Raw genomic sequence first — 17,034 nt, 5'->3', positions numbered from 1 at the left:
GAGCCTTAGTATCAGATTTCTGTTCGTCGAGCCAAGATTTTATTCCACGCTTCCTCCAGCCCTTACCTCACGATAAGTACCTTGCGCTTCCTTAGTGGTTGGTCGATGTGTACCCCCACAGTGGACTTTCACCACCTAGATAGTTGCCATGCCTGGCACACAAGAAGAAAGAACAGATGGAGACCCATCTGTTCTTTTTCTATTGAAATTCTGTATAAAGTTTAGATAGTAACTATAACTTTACGCACTAATTAAATCGACGATACGTGAACTGTAGGTCGTCGTCCGCTGTTCCATTTTCCATTAAGTGCTCGCTCGATTTGAGCTCCCAGTTGCAGAAGCAATCCGTCATCTCCTTGTCGAGTAAGTGCTTGAATTCCAAGTGGCAGCCCGTTTTCTAGCTCAGCCATTGGCAACGAAATCCCAGGTAGACCACCTAGGTTGGCGATCGAAGTATAAGAGAATATGCGCCAAAGGTTTTCGAACCAGTCAGATACGGAGGTATTATCGCTAATAGTTAGATACTCCGTTGTTCCAATCTTTGGTGTGGGTAGGGCTATTGTCGGAGTAAGGATGATATCCCAGTCTTCAAAGAAGGAGCCTAAACTGCGAGAAATATCATTGAACGCCTTCTGCATCTTGGCGCGCTCTCTATAAGGAGCGTCACGGCCTTCTTCCCAGACCCGAATGCACATAGGTTCAATAAGATCAGCAGGTGGTCGTTCCAAACCTTTTTGCTCCAATAGACCCGAAATCACTTGTGAAAAATTCATGATATAGCAATTGGTTTGCGCATCGTAGGCGGCACGGAAGTCAATGTCTGGGATTATCCACTCGACATGGTGGCCAAGTGTCTCGAGGAAGCTAGCCGCCCGCTTCAATTCAGCAACAATATGTGGATTGGCCCGGTAATCGCCCCACTCATGTGAAACGGCAATACGAAGTCTTCCTGGATCCCGTCGGATGAGTTCAGAGTAAGGCTGCGATGGCAACCAATATGGCATGAACTCGCCTGGTGCTCCACCTCTACAACTGTCCACAAAAGCAGCCGTGTCACGTATGGTACGGGAGAGACAACCTTGAGCAGAGACGGCACCCATCAGGTCCGAACTGTAGGGGGCTACTGAAAATACTCCACGGGACGGTTTTAGACCAATGTTGCCGTTTACACCTGCAGGAATTCGAATGGAGCCACCACCATCGGTTCCGTGTGAAATGGGAATAATGCCAGCTGCAACAGCAGCTGCCGTACCGGCAGAAGAACCGCAAGTTGTATAATCAACATTCCAAGGATTTCGAGTAACATATACTGCTGGATTCTCAGCTGAGCTGCAGAGCCCGAACTCTGGTGTTGTCGTCCGTCCAATGATATTAAGACCTGCTTGGCGAATTCGCTTGGTCAGAAAGCTATCTGTTGTAGGACGATTTCCACGCATTAAGAGGGAACCCATTTCCTGTAGACGTCCTTTGACAGTGGGTCCTAAATCCTTCATCAAAAATGGTACTCCTGCGAAAATTCCATCAAGGTTCGTTCCATCTTTTGTAGGATCATTGATCACATCATCAAAGACCTCAATAATGCCATTGATCTCAGGATTTATAGCGTCGATTGCAAGGTTAACTTGTTGGGCTACTTCTTGCGAGGTAATTTGCTTCTGTCGTATCAATTCGGAGAGACCGATGGCATCAAGGTTAGTCCATTCTTTCCAGTTCATAACTAATTTCACGAAGACTCACTCCTTCCAATTCGTTCGGATTAAATATTTTTGTAATCTGATTTTGATAATTGCTTAATATTTCCCAAATAATAATCGAAAACTGTATTTACTTCTATTGAAGTTTCAATTAGTACAAGGGTGATTATTTATAACCTACATGAGTTCATTCTGTTTTGCACTAGACAATTTGATTAAACATTTACAATATTTCGTTACAATATGTAAAGGGTTTTATTTATAGAAACTTACAACTTTAAGTCGTTTACTTTTTAGCAGGTGAAGAATCGAATAAAATTTCATTGTCAATGTATAAAAATTCAGTTGACTTTATGTTTATTCATACCTATAATAAGTGTTACATAAATATACACGAAGGGGAGTTTTTATAAATGAAATTATTAGAATGGGCGAATTTAAAAATTGTGGATAGTTTAAAAGGAAAAGACTTATTGACGCTTTTTGATTACTCAAAAGAGGAAATAGAAGATTTAATTGACCTTGCAGTTGATTTGAAAAAGTTAACAAAGGCAGGGAAATGTCCCCCCCTTTTAGCTGGGAAAACATTAGGAATGATTTTTGAAAAACATTCGACTCGTACAAGAATTTCATTTGAAGTAGGTATGAAACAATTAGGCGGAAATGGTATGTTTATGCATGCACGTGATTTACAAATCGGTCGAGGGGAATCGGTTTACGATACGGGGCATGTATTATCCGGATATTTAGATGGAATTATGATTCGTGCAAATTCACATGAAATGGTGAAAGAGTTAGCGGAACATGCGACTATTCCTGTGATTAACGGTTTAACGGATATTTATCATCCTTGCCAAGCGCTTGCGGACATTTTAACTATTCATGAAGTGAAGGGGTACACGAAAGGTTTGAAAATTGCCTATATCGGTGATGGCAATAATGTCGCTCACTCATTAGTTATCGCTGCTGCAAATATGGGAATGCATATTGCCGTTGCGACTCCAGAAGGCTACGAAGCGGATGAACAAATTATCGAAAAAGCGAAGGCAATTGCTTTACAAAATGGTGGTTCGTTATTCGTGTCGAATGATCCAATAGAAGCTGCTGTGAATGCGGATGTTATATACACAGATGTGTGGACATCTATGGGGCAGGAAGAGGAAGCGAAAAAACGTTTAGCAGACTTTAAACAGTTCCAGATCAATGATGCACTTGTAGCAAATGCAAAGAGCGATTATATGTTCTTGCATTGTTTGCCTGCTCATCGCGAAGAAGAAGTAGCTACTTCTGTTATTGATGGTCCAAACTCATATATTTTCCAACAAGCTGAAAATCGCCTGCATGCACAAAAAGCAGTGCTTGCATCACTGATGGCTTGATGAGCAACAGAATGTGAAGGCAGGGTTTGCCTAGCAATCTGTATTATACACATGCGATGTCGATCGTCAAGATGGATGGCTTCATCGCTACATAGGAAGAGTGATTCGGGAGACGCTGAATCACTCTTTATTATTTTTTACTATAAAAGAAAAGGACCTATCCAACAGATAGATCCTTCGTAAATGATTAAGCTTTTGAAATTTTACTATGTGTTTTGGTTGTTTTAGTTTCGACACTGTCTTTTACTGGGCGTTTTGACCAATAAGTAGCTAAAATTGGACCAGAAATATTATGCCAAACTGCACCAAGTGCACTTGGAAGAGCAGCTAAAGGTCCTAAATGAGCTGTTGCTAGTGCGACACCTAACCCAGAGTTTTGCATGCCTACTTCTATAGAAATAGCACGACGGTCTAATTCCGAAAGTCCCATTAATTTTGCTGCATAGAAACCTAAAAGTAAGCCTGCCCCATTATGCAAAAATACTCCTACAAACACTAACAAACCAGCAGAAGCAATATTATTTACGTTACCTGCAACTACCGCAGATACGATTGTAATGATTGCTAAAACCGAAATAAGCGGAACAATATTCAAACTTTTTTCTACAATATTCGGTAATAACTTCTTCACAAGTAATCCAAGAATGATTGGAATAATTATTACTTGAATGATGGACATGAACATTTTTGCCGCATCTACTGGCATCCATTGTCCTGCTAGTAAAAGTAGTAATAATGGTGTTAAAAGTGGTGCTAGTATTGTAGAGAAAGATGTCATTGTTATTGATAATGGAACATTTCCTTTTGCTAAGTACACCATTACGTTGGAAGCAGTTCCCCCAGGTACAGATCCTAGAAGAACAAGACCCGCAGCTAATTCACTTGGCAATTGTAAAAGGTAAGCAATGGAAAATGCAGTTAAAGGCATAATCATAAACTGGGCTAAAACTCCGATAATAACAGGTTTTGGGTGAGTTAAAATCAGTTTAAAGTCAACTGCTTTGAGCGTAAGGCCCATCCCGAACATAACAACCCCAAGTAAAATAGTAATATATTTTCCAAATGGTAGGAATGTATCCGGGATTAAAAATGCGATTACAGCAACTGCGACTACTAAAAATGCAAAATACTTTCCTGCGAAATTACTGATAGATTCTAAAACTTTCAATGTTATTCACCTAAGCTTTCTATTTTTACAATTTTATTCGGATTTAAAATATTGTTTGGATCAAGCGCGACTTTAATTTTTTCCATTACTTGTAATGCTGCGCCATGCTCAGCGGCTTGGTATTTTTGTTTTCCAATACCGACGCCATGTTCCCCAGTACAAGTACCGTCACGCTCCAGTGCATATCGAACAATTTTTTCGTTGAATGCATCTGCTCTTGCAACTTCTTCCGAGTTATTCATATCAATCATTACTAATGCATGGAAGTTACCATCTCCAACATGCCCTAAAACTCCTCCGATAAGGCCAATTGCATCTAGCTCGGTTCTAGCATAAATGACAGCGTCTGCGAGTTCGGAAATAGGTACGCAAACATCGGTAACCATCATTTTTTTACCTACATTCCCGTGAATATAGGCGTAAGCTAGATTATGTCTTGCATCCCAAAGTTTTGTACGAGCTGTGTTATCCGTTTCGAATTGGATTTCCTCACAACCGTGATCTTCCATTATTTCTTTTGAAAACTCTACATCTTGTTGTAAGCCCGCTTCGTTGCCATCGAATTCCAAGAATAGAGTAGGTTTTTCTGCATAATTCGTTTCGCTAAATCGATTTACTTGTCGTATGGAGCTTTCATCTACCAACTCTACTCGTGCGATTGGAATTCCAGCTTGTAAAATAGATGTAACGGCCTCTACCGCATTTTTTACAGTAGGGAATACCGCTCTTGCCGCTGTTGTAAACTCTGGAATACCATATACTTTTAACGTCAATTCTGTGAAACAACCAAGTGTTCCTTCCGAACCTACGAAAAGTCCATTCAAATGATAACCTGATGCTGATTTGGCAGCTAAATTCCCCGTATGTATAATCGTACCATCCGCAAGTACTACTTCTAAATCACGCACTTGATCTCGCATCACGCCGTATTTTACGGTAGTAGTTCCGCTTGCGTTTGTAGCAGCCATACCACCTAAAGTAGCGTCTGCTCCTGGATCTACAGAAAAGAAAAGTCCATACTTCTTCAATTCTTTATTTAGTTGTGTTCTTGTTACACCTGGCTGAACTTTTACAAGTAAGTCATTTTCACGAACTTCTAAAATTTTATCCATCAATGAAAAGTTGATGGTAATTCCATTATCGTAAGGGATAACATGTCCTTCTAAGCTTGACCCTCGACCAAATGGTACAACAGCAACTTGTAATCTATTCGCTATTTTCATAATACTGCTAACTTCTTCAGCTGTTTTAGGAAATACTACAATATCAGGAAGACTGACATCATGATAAGATTCATCTTTACCATGAAGCTCTCTTATTGTCTGATTGACAGATACTTGGCTTTCGTCTAAAAAATCTTTTAATGTTTCTACTACTTGTTCTGTTGATACATTCATTTTATTTCGCCTCTTTATTAAAATATCAGTATATGTTTTTATTGGAATTTTTCATTTAATTCCAATAGAGTTATTATACAGACAATTCGACAAATTGCAATTGAAACTTTGTGAATTTTTCCACAATCTACATCATTTTTAATTATTGAGATATTAATAGTGCTAATGTTCTTCTCTGACAAGCAAGCTACCTTTCCAAAGATATGCCTGTGCATGTAGTTAAGGAGATTTATGCATTAAAGCAGGGATTGCTTCTCAAAGTGATCCAAAATTATATTATGAATATCTGTTGTGAAGTCTTGTACAAGTTTACTTTTCATGAATTTTACTGTTTCTGTGTTTTGCTCTGCCATCGTTTTGAATCAGCATATCAGTATTCTAAAGCAATGTTGTAGAACTGGTTTATGCTAAGCGTAAACCTATAAGTAGGGTATTAAAGTAAGAGAATCAAAAAGAAATGTTAGTAACGGCTAATCCTGTATTTGATGAGCAGGGAAATTACATTGCCTGCGTGGGAAATATTAGAGATATGGATGAACTAAACAATTTGAACAACAAATTAACTTTGTCTAGAAAAACAGATAACTTATCAGTTGAAAATAAATCTAGAGATTAAATTTATGCAATACTTCCATAAATTTTATTTAGTTATTATATTTAACTATAAAAATTTATTCTAATAAAGTCTTATAGATTGAAGAAAAAGGTGCATGTAACCATTGAAAATAGTGGGTTTTACCTTTTATGTATGTGGGATAAGCACTAACTGATTGTAAGGGCCATCATCTCTAAAAAAAATTGACAATAATGATTATTTTAATCTATCGTGTAAGTATCATAGAATTATGAAAATACTGAAAATTGTGAAAGGTGATAAAAATGGAAAAAAAAAGTACTATTTTAACAGAATTTTATGACGGAGTGTACGTAATTATTTTAAATAGACCCAAACAAAAAAATGCGTTTAATAGATCCATGGTTGACCAATGGGTTGAAGCTTTAGAGCACGCAAAAAGTAATGAAGATATAAAAGTTATTTTAATTACTGGGAATGGGAACAGTTTCTGTTCAGGCGGAGACATGAATGATATGAAAATGGTTTCATCTCCAGCGGAAACGAAGGATTATTTATGGCAAAACGTTCATCGAGTGGCTCTAACCATCCATGATATTGATAAGCCAATCATTTGTGCCATTAATGGGATCGCTGTTGGTGCAGGGTTAGATATGGCGCTTATGGCAGATATTAGAATCATGGCTGATACAGCAAAAGTTTCAGAGGGTTACATAAATGTCGGCTTAATACCTGGTGATGGGGGAGCTTATTATTTGCCAAGAATTGTAGGATACTCGAAAGCCCTTGAACTCCTATGGTCTGGTGATTTTATCTCTGCAAATGAAGCAAAAGAGATAGGATTGGTGAATATGGTATATCCTTCTGAAGCATTCTTTGAAAAATCTCTTGAATATGCCAAAAGTTTAGCTAATAAGCCCCAGGTCGCTGTACGGTTGATAAAAAGAACGGTCAAGCAATCCATTAAATCAAACTTGAGTAGTTCTTTAGATTTAGTATCTTCTCATTTTGCCATTGTTAAGAGTACTGAAGATCATCAGGAAGCAGTAAATGCATTTCTGGAAAAAAGAAAACCTGTTTTTACCGGAAAATAAAGGAGGATTCGCTTGGTAAACATCGCTGAACTTAAAACCCACGCTGGCATTAAAGAATTAAGATTAGCCGTAAGAGAATTTATAAAAGAAGAAAAAGAAAATGGAACGTTTAAGGTTATGTGTGATGCAAGTATTTCTGGATTTTCACCAGAGTTTAGCAAAAAATTGGCTAAAAAAGGCTGGATTGGAATGACGATCCCCAAAAAGTATGGTGGTCAGGAGAAAAGTAATTTAGAAAGATATGTTGTTCTAGAAGAACTATTATCGAACGGAGCCCCAGTTTCTGCCCACTGGGTCGCAGATAGGCAAACAGCACCTTTATTGCTTAAGTTTGGAACAGAAGAGCAAAAAATGAAGTATATACCTTCCATTTGCGAGGGAGAAATGTATTTTTCCATAGGCTTAAGTGAACCAAACTCAGGAAGTGATTTAGCTTCATTATCGACGAGGGCAGTAGATAAAGGAGATCATTGGCTTCTAAATGGTAGTAAGATTTGGACAACAGGTGCACATCATTCGCACAACATCCTTGTATTATGTAGAACATCTCCCAAGAATGAAAAGAACAAGTATGAGGGTATGAGTCAAATTATAGTTGATTTAAAATCACCAGGTGTAACCATCAGACCTATTTATCTTATGACAGGGGAGCATGAATTTAATGAGGTATTTTTTGAAGATGTAAAAGTACCGAAAGAAAATTTAGTTGGAGTTGAGGGAAATGGCTGGCAACAAGGACTAACTGAATTGGCCTTTGAAAGAAGTGGACCGGATAGATTCCTCAGTACGTATCCTTTACTTGAAGAATTAATTGGAACGATAAAGTCCGATGGGAGTGACTTGTCTGACTTGAGAGACTTAGGTTCTTGTATCGCTAGTTTAGTGACTTTGCGAAAAATGTCCTTAGAAGTCGCTTCTTTATTGGAACAAAAGAAGACACCGAACACAGAAGCAGCGATGGTAAAAGATCTGGGAACCCAATTTGAGAACCAAATTATTCATACAACAAGAAATACGATATCCATTTTCCCTTCTTTAGACTCAGATAAATTAATTGAGGTCTACGCTGCCCAATCTATTTTACATTCACCGGGATTCACCCTTAGAGGTGGAACGACGGAAATTTTAAGATCAATTATTTCTAAAGGGGTGAACATTAGTGGATGAAATGGAACTAATATTGAAAGAATCCTTTGAAAAAATTCTTTATGATTCTTGTGATAAAGATTTACTGGAAGAATCTGAACGAAAAGGTGTTCCGGCCCGTTTATTACAGGCTCTTGAGGAATTTGGCGTTTTTTTAATTGGTATCGACGAAGCCGATGGGGGAAGTGGGTTTGAGAAAAAAAATGGGCTGGAGTTAGCTGTTATTGCTGGTAAATATGCGCTCCCCGTTCCGTTTACCGCTATGCTATTAAGCAACTGGCTAGCTTATCGTGAAAACCTAGATTCAAAGGGTGGTCTTTCGTGTGGACCTTTAGATCAAAGAATAAAAATCGATGCTGGCAAGGAGCAAGTAGTCAATGGCACAATTGAAAACATGTACGGATATACAAAAGGGAATGATGCTTTAGTCCTGGGTACGAATGAACAAGGGGAAGATTATTTAGTTTTGCTTGATGCTAGTCAATTAGATTATAAAATAAAACACAATTTAGCTAATGAACCAGTCTATTCCTTTACGTTAATTAATCACGCACCTAAACTAATTAAACCTATTGAACCATCAGTGGTTAGATATTATTTTGGGCTGCAACTTTTATTAAACCTAGCTGTTGCTACTGGTGCATTAAAGAAAATTTTTGAATTAACGATTGAACATGCGAATACTAGAGTTCAATTTGGAAAGCAAATTGGCAACTTTCAAATGAACAAAAATAATCTTTCTATTATGGCAGAATCGATAAAACAGGCAGAAGTAATGACCCTTAATTGTATTGAATCTCTTAGGGATAATTTAGACCAGCAAAATTATTTAGAATTAATGGTTGCAAAGTTAAAAGTTTGCGAGGCAATAACTACAGCCACACCTATCGCTCACCAGATTCATGCAGCAATGGGGTATACACAGGAACATATTCTCCATTACTACACAAGAAAACTATGGTCCCTAAGAGAAGAATACCAGTCTGAATCGTACTGGTCGCATGAAATTAGTCATTTTGTCTTAGGGCAAGAAGAAAAACTTTGGGAGATTGTAACTCAATAAGGGTGGTGGTAAGGATGAATAAGGCATTAGAAGGGCTGGTAGTCTTAGACTTGAGTCAAGTATATCAGGGTCCATACTGTACGTTACTAATGGCCTACCATGGAGCAAAAGTGATTAAAGTTGAGAGCCCAAAAGGAGATATTTTGCGCGAGCGACATGAAAGCAAGGCACCTCATGAGTTTGTGATGTTTAATACAAATAAATACGGAATTACATTAGATTTAAAGAGTGAAGACGGAAAAAAAGCTTTTTTGAAACTAGTGGAAACAGCAGATATTTTAGTAGAAAACTTCACACCAGGTGTCATGAAACGGTTAGGACTTGATTATGACGAAGTCTTAAAAAAGAGAAATCCGAAGCTTATTTATGCAACAGCAACCGCTTATGGTTTAACAGGACCTTATCGGGACTATCCAGGAATGGATTTAACCGTGCAAGCCATAGGAGGAGTGATGAGCTCCACAGGTTACCCGGATATGCCTCCTGTGAAGGCAGGACCTGCCGTTGCTGATTTACTAGGAGGAACTCATTTATTAGCCGGTATTGGTTTAGCTCTTTATCAAAGAGAACGGACGGGTGCAGGACAAAAAGTAGAAGTGTCTATGCATGACGCTTTATATCCGACATTAGCTTCTCCTTTAGCTGCGCTATACGATGGGGATCCGGACAATTATTACGAGCGAACTGGGAATAAGCATAGTGGGTTAAGGGCAGCACCATACAATGTCTATCCAGCCAAAGATGGATTTGTTGCCATTATATGTGCAACCGAGCGACATTGGCGGTTATTAGTAGACATTTTAGAACGGCCAGATTTACTTGAAAAAGAGGAGTTCAAAAATTCGATCAGCCGGGCCGCTCATATTGATGAGGTAGACCAAATTGTCTCTGAATGGACACAGGATATCAACAAATGGGAAATAGTTGAATTATTAACAGGAAAAGGGGTGCCGGCATCCCCAGTTCTGACAATAAAAGAAGTAGCCAATGATAAACACTTAATAGAGAGGGAAATGATTGTAGAGATCGATCATCCTGCAAGAGGGAAGGTCAAGATTCCAGGCTCGCCGATAAAACTTTCAAAATCTGACGTTGATAGCTATCAACCAGCTCCATTACTAGGGCAACACAATGAGGAAATTCTTGGGAATTCGATAAATAAAGAGGGAGTACGAATTTGAGTACAACAACTTCAACTAGCTACGCTCGTACGGAAAATTATAAAAACCTATGCCAATGAATAAGGGACTGAAAATGTAAAAAGGCAATTTTTATTCACGGATTGGGCCCGAGAGTTACTGCTCTTGCGAATTGGAGTTATGGATTAGAGAGTTGTCAGGAACAGATCCATTGCATTGCCCCAGACCAATTTGGCTTCGGCAAAGCGGATTATGTTTGTTCCATTGATTCTAGTTATTATCTGTTGAATCGTTTGCCAAATGCTCATTTATTTACATTAGGACAGTGCGGTCATTGGACGCAGCTGGAACATAAAGAAACATTTAATCAGTTTGAGAAGGACTATTTTAATAAATCAATTTAATGGGGTGGAGCATGGATGAAAAGTAAATTATTGATTTTTATGATCATGTTAGGGATTATTACCTTGTTTGGCTGCAGTCAATCTTCTTCCCAGAAAGCTGCCAGCAAAGAAAATAATGGCACTAGCAATTCTGAATCGAGTGTGGAAGAAGTCTCCTTTCGATTTGCGCATGGTTATCCAGTAGAGCAGCATACTCATAAAGGGTTTGAACAATTAAAAGAATTAGCTAGCGAAAAAAGCGGTGGAAAAATTAATATGAGCATTTTCCCTTCTGGCCAGCTTTACAATGATGTAGGGATAGTGGATGCGATATCAAGTGGTCAAATTGAGGCAGGAGCAACAACGTTTGAAATGCTAACCTCTTTAGTTCCAAGTGCCGAGCTAATTGTTTTGCCAATATTTGATGATTATGCGCACCTGCACAAATCGTTGGATAACGGTGTACGGGAAATTTTTGAGAAAGAATTTGCGAAAGTCAACCTTTACCCAATTATCTGGGGAGATTTTGGAATAGCGTACTATGCTTCAAAAGATACTCCACTGAAAACACCTAAAGATTTTATAGGGAAAAATGTGAGGACAACAAGTCCGTTGATGTCTAAATACGTAGAAGCAGCTGGTGGGACTCCAATCTCAATGCCGGGATCAGAGGTTGTTCAGGCGTTGCAGAGAGGAACCATTGATGCTGGTTTATCTGCGCCAGTTGCCTTTATTGCCCAGCAGTATTATGAAGTAACAGATTATTATACTGGACCTCTCAATGCTGGAATTTCTATTTCATTAGTGAATTTAGATTGGTGGAATGCTCTTTCCGAAGAAACCCGAAACATTGTCTCTGAATCTGCTAAAGAGGTAGAAGGATGGATGTCGGAAGAGGTTCAAAGATTACATGAGGCAGATGCCAAGACACTTAGTGAAAAAGGCATGGAGTTTGTCGAAATAGATAAGGAAGCATTCAAAGAAGTAGAAGAACAGGTTCTTGAAGACTTTTATCAATCCACAGGAGACATCGGGAAGGAAATAATGGAGATTATCAATTCTTCAAGAGAATAAGAGGGTGATAATATGAAAATAGTGAAAACGACTACCCGTATATTAAGTCGAATCATCGAAGTTGCCGGTGTTATTGCCGGCCTTCTTATTTTTTTAATTGCTGCTATGATTTTGCTAAGCATAGGAGGAAGAAATATGATGATCCCCGTTTATTGGGTTGAACCATTTTCTGTCTATTTCTTTATTGCCACTTCCTACATGGCAGCTGCTTATGCGATGTATAAATCAGAACATATAAAAGTAGATATTTTGATCACTCGGTTTTCAATGAAAACGAAAAAAGTGTTAGAATGTTCCCTTATGATCGTTTCATTAGTTTTTTTTATCTACCTAACGAAATATAGCTGGGTGATGGCGCATAGATCCTATATGAACCATTCCAAAGACTTATCGATTATTCAAATACCTATTTGGATTCCTCAAAGTTCTTTAGTTATAGGCTGTGTACTACTATGTTTAGCCATTATTAGACATTTGCTTCTTTTATTTCTTAAAGACGAGAATGAATCAGAAAATGAAACTCCATTACTGGGTTAGGAGGTGAATACTTGGATTACGTTATCATATTAGGGATATTAATGTTAATTATCCTTTTAGGAATGCCTGTAGCATTCGCTTTAATTATTGTAAGTTCCGGAGTATTGATGGTTTACCTAGACCCTCAAGTAGCAAATTTACAAGTACCACAAATACTTTATAATTCTCTCAATAACAGTGTTTTGATAGCGATTCCATTATTTGTCCTGACAGGGCAAATAATGTTGAAAAGTGGTATAGGAACAAAGGCCTTTGATGCGGCAAATAAATGGTTTGGACATTTACCGGGGGGCTTGGCTATCGCAAGTGTACTGACATGTGGTTTTTTTGCTTCTTTAACCGGGTCTAGTATTGCCACTGTATTGACGATTGGTTATATCGCATCCGATGAAATGATCAAAAAAGGCTATCCAAAAAGGTTGGCCTATGGGATAATTGCCGCCGCTGGAACATTGGGAATCTTAATTCCTCCAAGTGGTCCGATGATCTTATATGGAGCGATGACGAATGTCTCGATCACGGATTTGTTTATGGCTGGAATCATCCCTGGTATCCTCCTTATTATCATATTTATTATCTATGTGGTCCTTGTTTATGGGAAAAAGCTGGAAAGAAGTGAATTAGCAAGCAAAGCGGAAAGGATGTCCGCTTTAAAAGAAATTAGCTGGCTTTTCTTGTTGCCAGTGATTATTATTTTGGGAATTTATTCTGGAATTTTCACAGTAACAGAGTCGGCCGCAGTTGCCTGCATTGTATCATTGCTGTTGGCCTTGTTTGTTTATAAAGGGATTGGTATAAAGGGGTTGTTTGAAGCTCTCAAAGAGACAGCTTCAAACATGGGAATGATTGCCTTAATATTAGCCGCAGCCCTATTATTTGGATTCGCGATAACGGCAATTGAATTACCACAAACGATTCAACTAGGGCTAGAGTCGCTAAATATGAATAAGTGGACATTAATATTACTTGTTTTTGTTATCTTTGTAATCTTAGGAATGTTTATGGATGTTATTTCGATTCTGTTGATCATGGTTCCTATCTTACATCCGATTTTAGTGAGCTATGAGGTGAACTTACTCTGGTTTGGTATTTTTACAATTATTGCTTTAGAAATGTCAGCGATAACACCGCCAATCGGATTGAATCTGTTTGTAATGATGCAAATCTCAGAGAAGCAAGGAACTCCGTTGAATCTTATTAAGATGTCCTATGCAGCGGCTCCATATTTAATTTTAATGATTTTATTGATAGGTATCATAACCCTTGTGCCAGAAATTGTTTTTTTTCTTCCGAATTTTTTCCATTAGCTTTATCAATCTGCATTTTCTTACATGCTTAAACTATTATTTATAGATTGATTAAAGAGGTAAAAAGGCACCAGGAATATTGTGGGGCATAGTGTAGCAAAAACGAATAAGGTAGCGAATCAATTTGTTAGTGAGGAGTGTGTCAACCAAATGAAAGAAAATTTTGTGACATTTAATGGGATAGAAAGCCACTATTGGGAAGGCGGATCGGGATACCCACTGATTTTGATTCACGGTGGAGGAGCAGGCGCTGATGGCTGGGGGAATTGGAATCATATTATGGACAAGTACGTCTCTCAAGGCTTTCACGTAATTGCTTACGATGTATTGGGTTACGGGTTATCCAGTAGACCTGACCCTGTAACTTTCAATTACACCCAGGAAGCTAGGGTCGATCAGCTCGTTTCGTTGATTAGTGGGTTAGATTTAAATCGTGTATCTTTGATTGGGAATTCTTTGGGAGGTGCAATTGCGGCATCTGCTACGGCAAAGCTTCCAGAAAAAATTAATAAACTTGTCTTAATGGGAGCAAGTGGTCGTCGCAAACCGAACGATAATTCCGAGGGAGTTAGAACGTTAGCTACATACAACAATGAAAGAGAACATATGGAGAGAATTATACGGAATTTGACCAACGAACAGTTTGTTATCACGGAAGAACTGTTGGATTACCGGTTAAAAATGGCTAATGATCCAGCTACCAGCGCGGCTTATCAAGCGACGATGTCGAATCTGAACAAAAACGGATTATTTATTCTGGATGAAGATTTAAAATCTATAAAGCAAAAAACGTTGATCGTTCATGGCCGAGAGGATAATCAAGTTCCTTTACAGTTTTCGTTGGAATACGAACATCTCATTGAGAATGCTTGGTTACATGTAATGCCTAAATGCGGCCATTGGGCAATGATTGAATATCCTGAAGAATTTGTGAAACTTACCGTAGATTTCTTAAAAAACTACTAAGATGAGATTTGCTACGAGATAGAGATCAGGAGTGAATTATTTTAAGTCTTTAAAAGGGTACGGAATGTAGGGGTTAATGATCTTATTGATAGCATCATTACTCAAGTGCCACAACTTATTTTTATTCTTCCTGATGTACTTGAATAGCTTAGTGAATCACAAAATGCCATTTAGACTAGTCTAAATGGCATTTTCAGTTTGTTAAGATATCAAACTTAAGTTTTGATTTCAACTTTTTCAATTAAAATCATACTCTCAATTAATAATAATAAATAAGCAGAATTGCGGAAATCCTTTAAATTTTTCCCTAATATTTCTTCGATTTTTTTGATCCGATACTGAATTCCTCCAATAGATAAAGATAAATCATGCATTGTTTTTTCTAGTTTGCCACCGTTTTTTAAATAGATATATAAAGTATTTAATAATTCTTTATTTTTATCATCATTGGAAGTATAAAGAGTTTTTAATTCTTTCCTAGCTAATTCCATTAGCTGTTCATAGTTATAGGTATTTACAATTGAACCAATAAATCCTAAGTCATTATGAAATATAATATCATCATGTGATGGCGAACGTACAGAGTTTGTGGCTTGCAATAAGTATGTATCAATATCGGCTAAATTATCAAACTTATCACTAACACCGATTTTAAGGGTGTAATCTGTAAGTAACTTTTGTACCTTTGTAATCATTACTTTTAGGATTTGTTTTAAGTTAGAGGTTTTAATTGGTGAACCGATTAAAATCACACAATATTCATTATACCTTGATACGATAACAATTAAATCCTCATTTTCACATTGTTTAGAGATTTCAAGAGAGGTTGGATATAAATCGGTCGTATTCTCTTTGTGACTTTTATCTGTGACTTTAGCAAGGGCGACATAAAAGGGACCAACAAGTGGTTGTTTAAAGTATTTGAATTTTTGTTGTATTTCATCAATTGAATCATATTGTTTTGTAATTAGGTCATCTAGCACAGATATTTTCATTCTTTCATGTGCCTCAAACTGAAGTTTCTCATTCAAAAAACACAAAGTGGAGATAGTAGATATCCGTTCTAGAAAGGTATGGTCATTAGGCTCCTTCTGTATAGGTTCAAAGTAAATAAAAGAACAATAGGCAAACAATTTGTTTTCTAAATATATTGGGGTTTTAAGTTGATTATACTTTTTCGATTCAAAATATTGCGTTTGATTATACGATTCAACATAAAACATGTTCGACTTTCTAACTGATTGTATTTCCTTTAATTGTGCTGCAGTTAAGCCATACTGAGTAATCATGTTTCCGTGTCGATCTTCGATGGTGATAGGTATTCCTATATTGTGGAAGGACATTTCAGTCACTTGTGAAATACTCTGATTCTTAGAGACGCTTTCTGTTAACTGATAGTGAAATAAAGATACTTTATCCAAAAGGTTTTTTTGTTTAAGAAGTTTATCATAAGTAAGTTCCAGCTCATCATAAATAGTTTGCTCGTTATATAGCAAAATTTCTTCGGGATATTCCTCCTGCCAATCTTTTTCTAATTTGACGACAAATTCGCAATTTTCATCTCCCTTTGCTTTGCATTTAGTCTCTCTTACCATAACGGGTGTATTAAATGCTATCGAGAGATAACCAGTTGCAAAACCACTTAAAGTATAACAAGAGCATTCCTCTGATACTCCATGATGGGCCAAATGAAGTTTTGCTTCAAAAGAATCAAACCAGACACCAGTTGTGTTGATATAAATTAAATTCCCGTCTTTATCAAATTCCTGGTCTCTTATTGTAACCACGTCTGATACATGGCCCATCTTTTTGTGTAGTAATTTCGCATGGTTGGCTATATATTCCCGTGAATGATGTTCTAATAATTCAGTGGCCGTTTTTTCACCAAGTTCTTTGCCTAATCTTAATAAAAAACCTTTTGTTTTAAGGGAACCTATATTGTGAAATAATGCTCTTCGTAAAACTCCAAAGGATTGACTGGAAAAAGAGATATCAAAACTATTAATTACGAGTTCACTCTTATTGCTGTTTTTTTTCATAGAATTATTTCCTTTCTTAATAAAACGAATAAATATTGTACGGAAAATAAAGGATTATCACCATAATAATACCT

Annotated in this window: 14 protein-coding genes; 10 read left to right on the top strand and 4 right to left on the bottom strand. The window is 37.5% G+C overall.

Going from position 1 to position 17,034, the window contains the following annotated elements:
* Positions 1-251: 251 nt before the first annotated feature.
* Positions 252-1,727, bottom strand: a complete 1,476-nt coding sequence (locus FG383_RS16705; protein ID WP_142608533.1) for an amidase — start codon at positions 1,725-1,727, stop codon at positions 252-254.
* Between the two features lie 380 nt (positions 1,728-2,107).
* On the opposite strand from FG383_RS16705, the gene argF reads away from it, so the two are divergent.
* A complete protein-coding gene (argF, locus tag FG383_RS16700; protein WP_142608532.1) occupies positions 2,108-3,073 on the top strand; it encodes an ornithine carbamoyltransferase in 966 nt (321 codons plus the stop codon).
* Positions 3,074-3,260: 187 nt separating this feature from the next.
* Here the strand turns inward: argF and FG383_RS16695 are convergent, their stop codons facing one another.
* Both FG383_RS16695 and FG383_RS16690 read right to left on the bottom strand, forming a co-directional pair.
* Complete coding sequence (locus FG383_RS16695) at positions 3,261-4,241, bottom strand: bile acid:sodium symporter family protein (RefSeq protein ID WP_142608531.1); 981 nt, start codon at positions 4,239-4,241, stop codon at positions 3,261-3,263.
* A 2-nt stretch (positions 4,242-4,243) separates the two neighbouring features.
* A complete protein-coding gene (locus FG383_RS16690; protein ID WP_142608530.1) occupies positions 4,244-5,638 on the bottom strand; it encodes an FAD-binding oxidoreductase in 1,395 nt (464 codons plus the stop codon).
* A 457-nt stretch (positions 5,639-6,095) separates the two neighbouring features.
* Here FG383_RS16690 and FG383_RS21025 point away from each other — a divergent pair, with 457 nt between their 5' ends.
* The 9 genes from FG383_RS21025 (at position 6,096) to FG383_RS16650 (ending at position 14,921) form a co-directional block, all read left to right on the top strand.
* Positions 6,096-6,254 (top strand): hypothetical protein, encoded by a 159-nt coding sequence (locus FG383_RS21025; protein ID WP_185907985.1) that lies wholly within the window; start codon positions 6,096-6,098, stop codon positions 6,252-6,254.
* Positions 6,255-6,517: 263 nt separating this feature from the next.
* A complete protein-coding gene (locus tag FG383_RS16685; protein ID WP_142608529.1) occupies positions 6,518-7,306 on the top strand; it encodes an enoyl-CoA hydratase/isomerase family protein in 789 nt (262 codons plus the stop codon).
* Between the two features lie 12 nt (positions 7,307-7,318).
* A complete protein-coding gene (locus tag FG383_RS16680; RefSeq protein WP_246097040.1) occupies positions 7,319-8,473 on the top strand; it encodes an acyl-CoA dehydrogenase family protein in 1,155 nt (384 codons plus the stop codon).
* Position 8,474: 1 nt separating this feature from the next.
* A complete protein-coding gene (locus FG383_RS16675) occupies positions 8,475-9,515 on the top strand; it encodes an acyl-CoA dehydrogenase family protein (protein ID WP_246097041.1) in 1,041 nt (346 codons plus the stop codon).
* Between the two features lie 14 nt (positions 9,516-9,529).
* Entirely contained in the window at positions 9,530-10,696 is a 1,167-nt protein-coding gene (locus tag FG383_RS16670; protein ID WP_142608527.1) for a CaiB/BaiF CoA transferase family protein, read from the top strand.
* A 377-nt stretch (positions 10,697-11,073) separates the two neighbouring features.
* Entirely contained in the window at positions 11,074-12,111 is a 1,038-nt protein-coding gene (locus FG383_RS16665) for a TRAP transporter substrate-binding protein (protein WP_142608526.1), read from the top strand.
* Between the two features lie 12 nt (positions 12,112-12,123).
* Positions 12,124-12,648, top strand: a complete 525-nt coding sequence (locus FG383_RS16660; protein WP_142608525.1) for a TRAP transporter small permease — start codon at positions 12,124-12,126, stop codon at positions 12,646-12,648.
* An 11-nt stretch (positions 12,649-12,659) separates the two neighbouring features.
* Entirely contained in the window at positions 12,660-13,955 is a 1,296-nt protein-coding gene (locus FG383_RS16655) for a TRAP transporter large permease (RefSeq protein ID WP_142608524.1), read from the top strand.
* Positions 13,956-14,105: 150 nt separating this feature from the next.
* Positions 14,106-14,921, top strand: coding sequence for an alpha/beta fold hydrolase (locus FG383_RS16650; RefSeq protein ID WP_142608523.1), 816 nt, complete (start codon positions 14,106-14,108; stop codon positions 14,919-14,921).
* A gap of 215 nt (positions 14,922-15,136) precedes the next feature.
* Here the strand turns inward: FG383_RS16650 and FG383_RS16645 are convergent, their stop codons facing one another.
* Entirely contained in the window at positions 15,137-16,960 is a 1,824-nt protein-coding gene (locus FG383_RS16645; RefSeq protein ID WP_142608522.1) for a V4R domain-containing protein, read from the bottom strand.
* Positions 16,961-17,034: the final 74 nt, after the last annotated feature.

Origin of the sequence: Psychrobacillus soli (assembly GCF_006861775.1) — a bacterium.
GTDB lineage: Bacteria > Bacillota > Bacilli > Bacillales_A > Planococcaceae > Psychrobacillus > Psychrobacillus soli.
Note: the sequence above shows the minus strand (reverse complement) of the source record. Positions and strands in the feature narration are given on the sequence as shown.

Bases quoted from the DNA above. Each gene is read 5' to 3' on its own strand.
- argF (WP_142608532.1), top strand. From the start codon at position 2,108: ATGAAATTATTAGAATGGGCGAATTTAAAAATTGTGGATAGTTTAAAA.
- FG383_RS16690 (WP_142608530.1), bottom strand. From the start codon at position 5,638: ATGAATGTATCAACAGAACAAGTAGTAGAAACATTAAAAGATTTTTTA.
- FG383_RS21025 (WP_185907985.1), top strand. From the start codon at position 6,096: ATGTTAGTAACGGCTAATCCTGTATTTGATGAGCAGGGAAATTACATT.
- FG383_RS16685 (WP_142608529.1), top strand. From the start codon at position 6,518: ATGGAAAAAAAAAGTACTATTTTAACAGAATTTTATGACGGAGTGTAC.
- FG383_RS16675 (WP_246097041.1), top strand. From the start codon at position 8,475: ATGGAACTAATATTGAAAGAATCCTTTGAAAAAATTCTTTATGATTCT.
- FG383_RS16670 (WP_142608527.1), top strand. From the start codon at position 9,530: ATGAATAAGGCATTAGAAGGGCTGGTAGTCTTAGACTTGAGTCAAGTA.
- FG383_RS16665 (WP_142608526.1), top strand. From the start codon at position 11,074: ATGAAAAGTAAATTATTGATTTTTATGATCATGTTAGGGATTATTACC.
- FG383_RS16660 (WP_142608525.1), top strand. From the start codon at position 12,124: ATGAAAATAGTGAAAACGACTACCCGTATATTAAGTCGAATCATCGAA.
- FG383_RS16650 (WP_142608523.1), top strand. From the start codon at position 14,106: ATGAAAGAAAATTTTGTGACATTTAATGGGATAGAAAGCCACTATTGG.
- FG383_RS16645 (WP_142608522.1), bottom strand. From the start codon at position 16,960: ATGAAAAAAAACAGCAATAAGAGTGAACTCGTAATTAATAGTTTTGAT.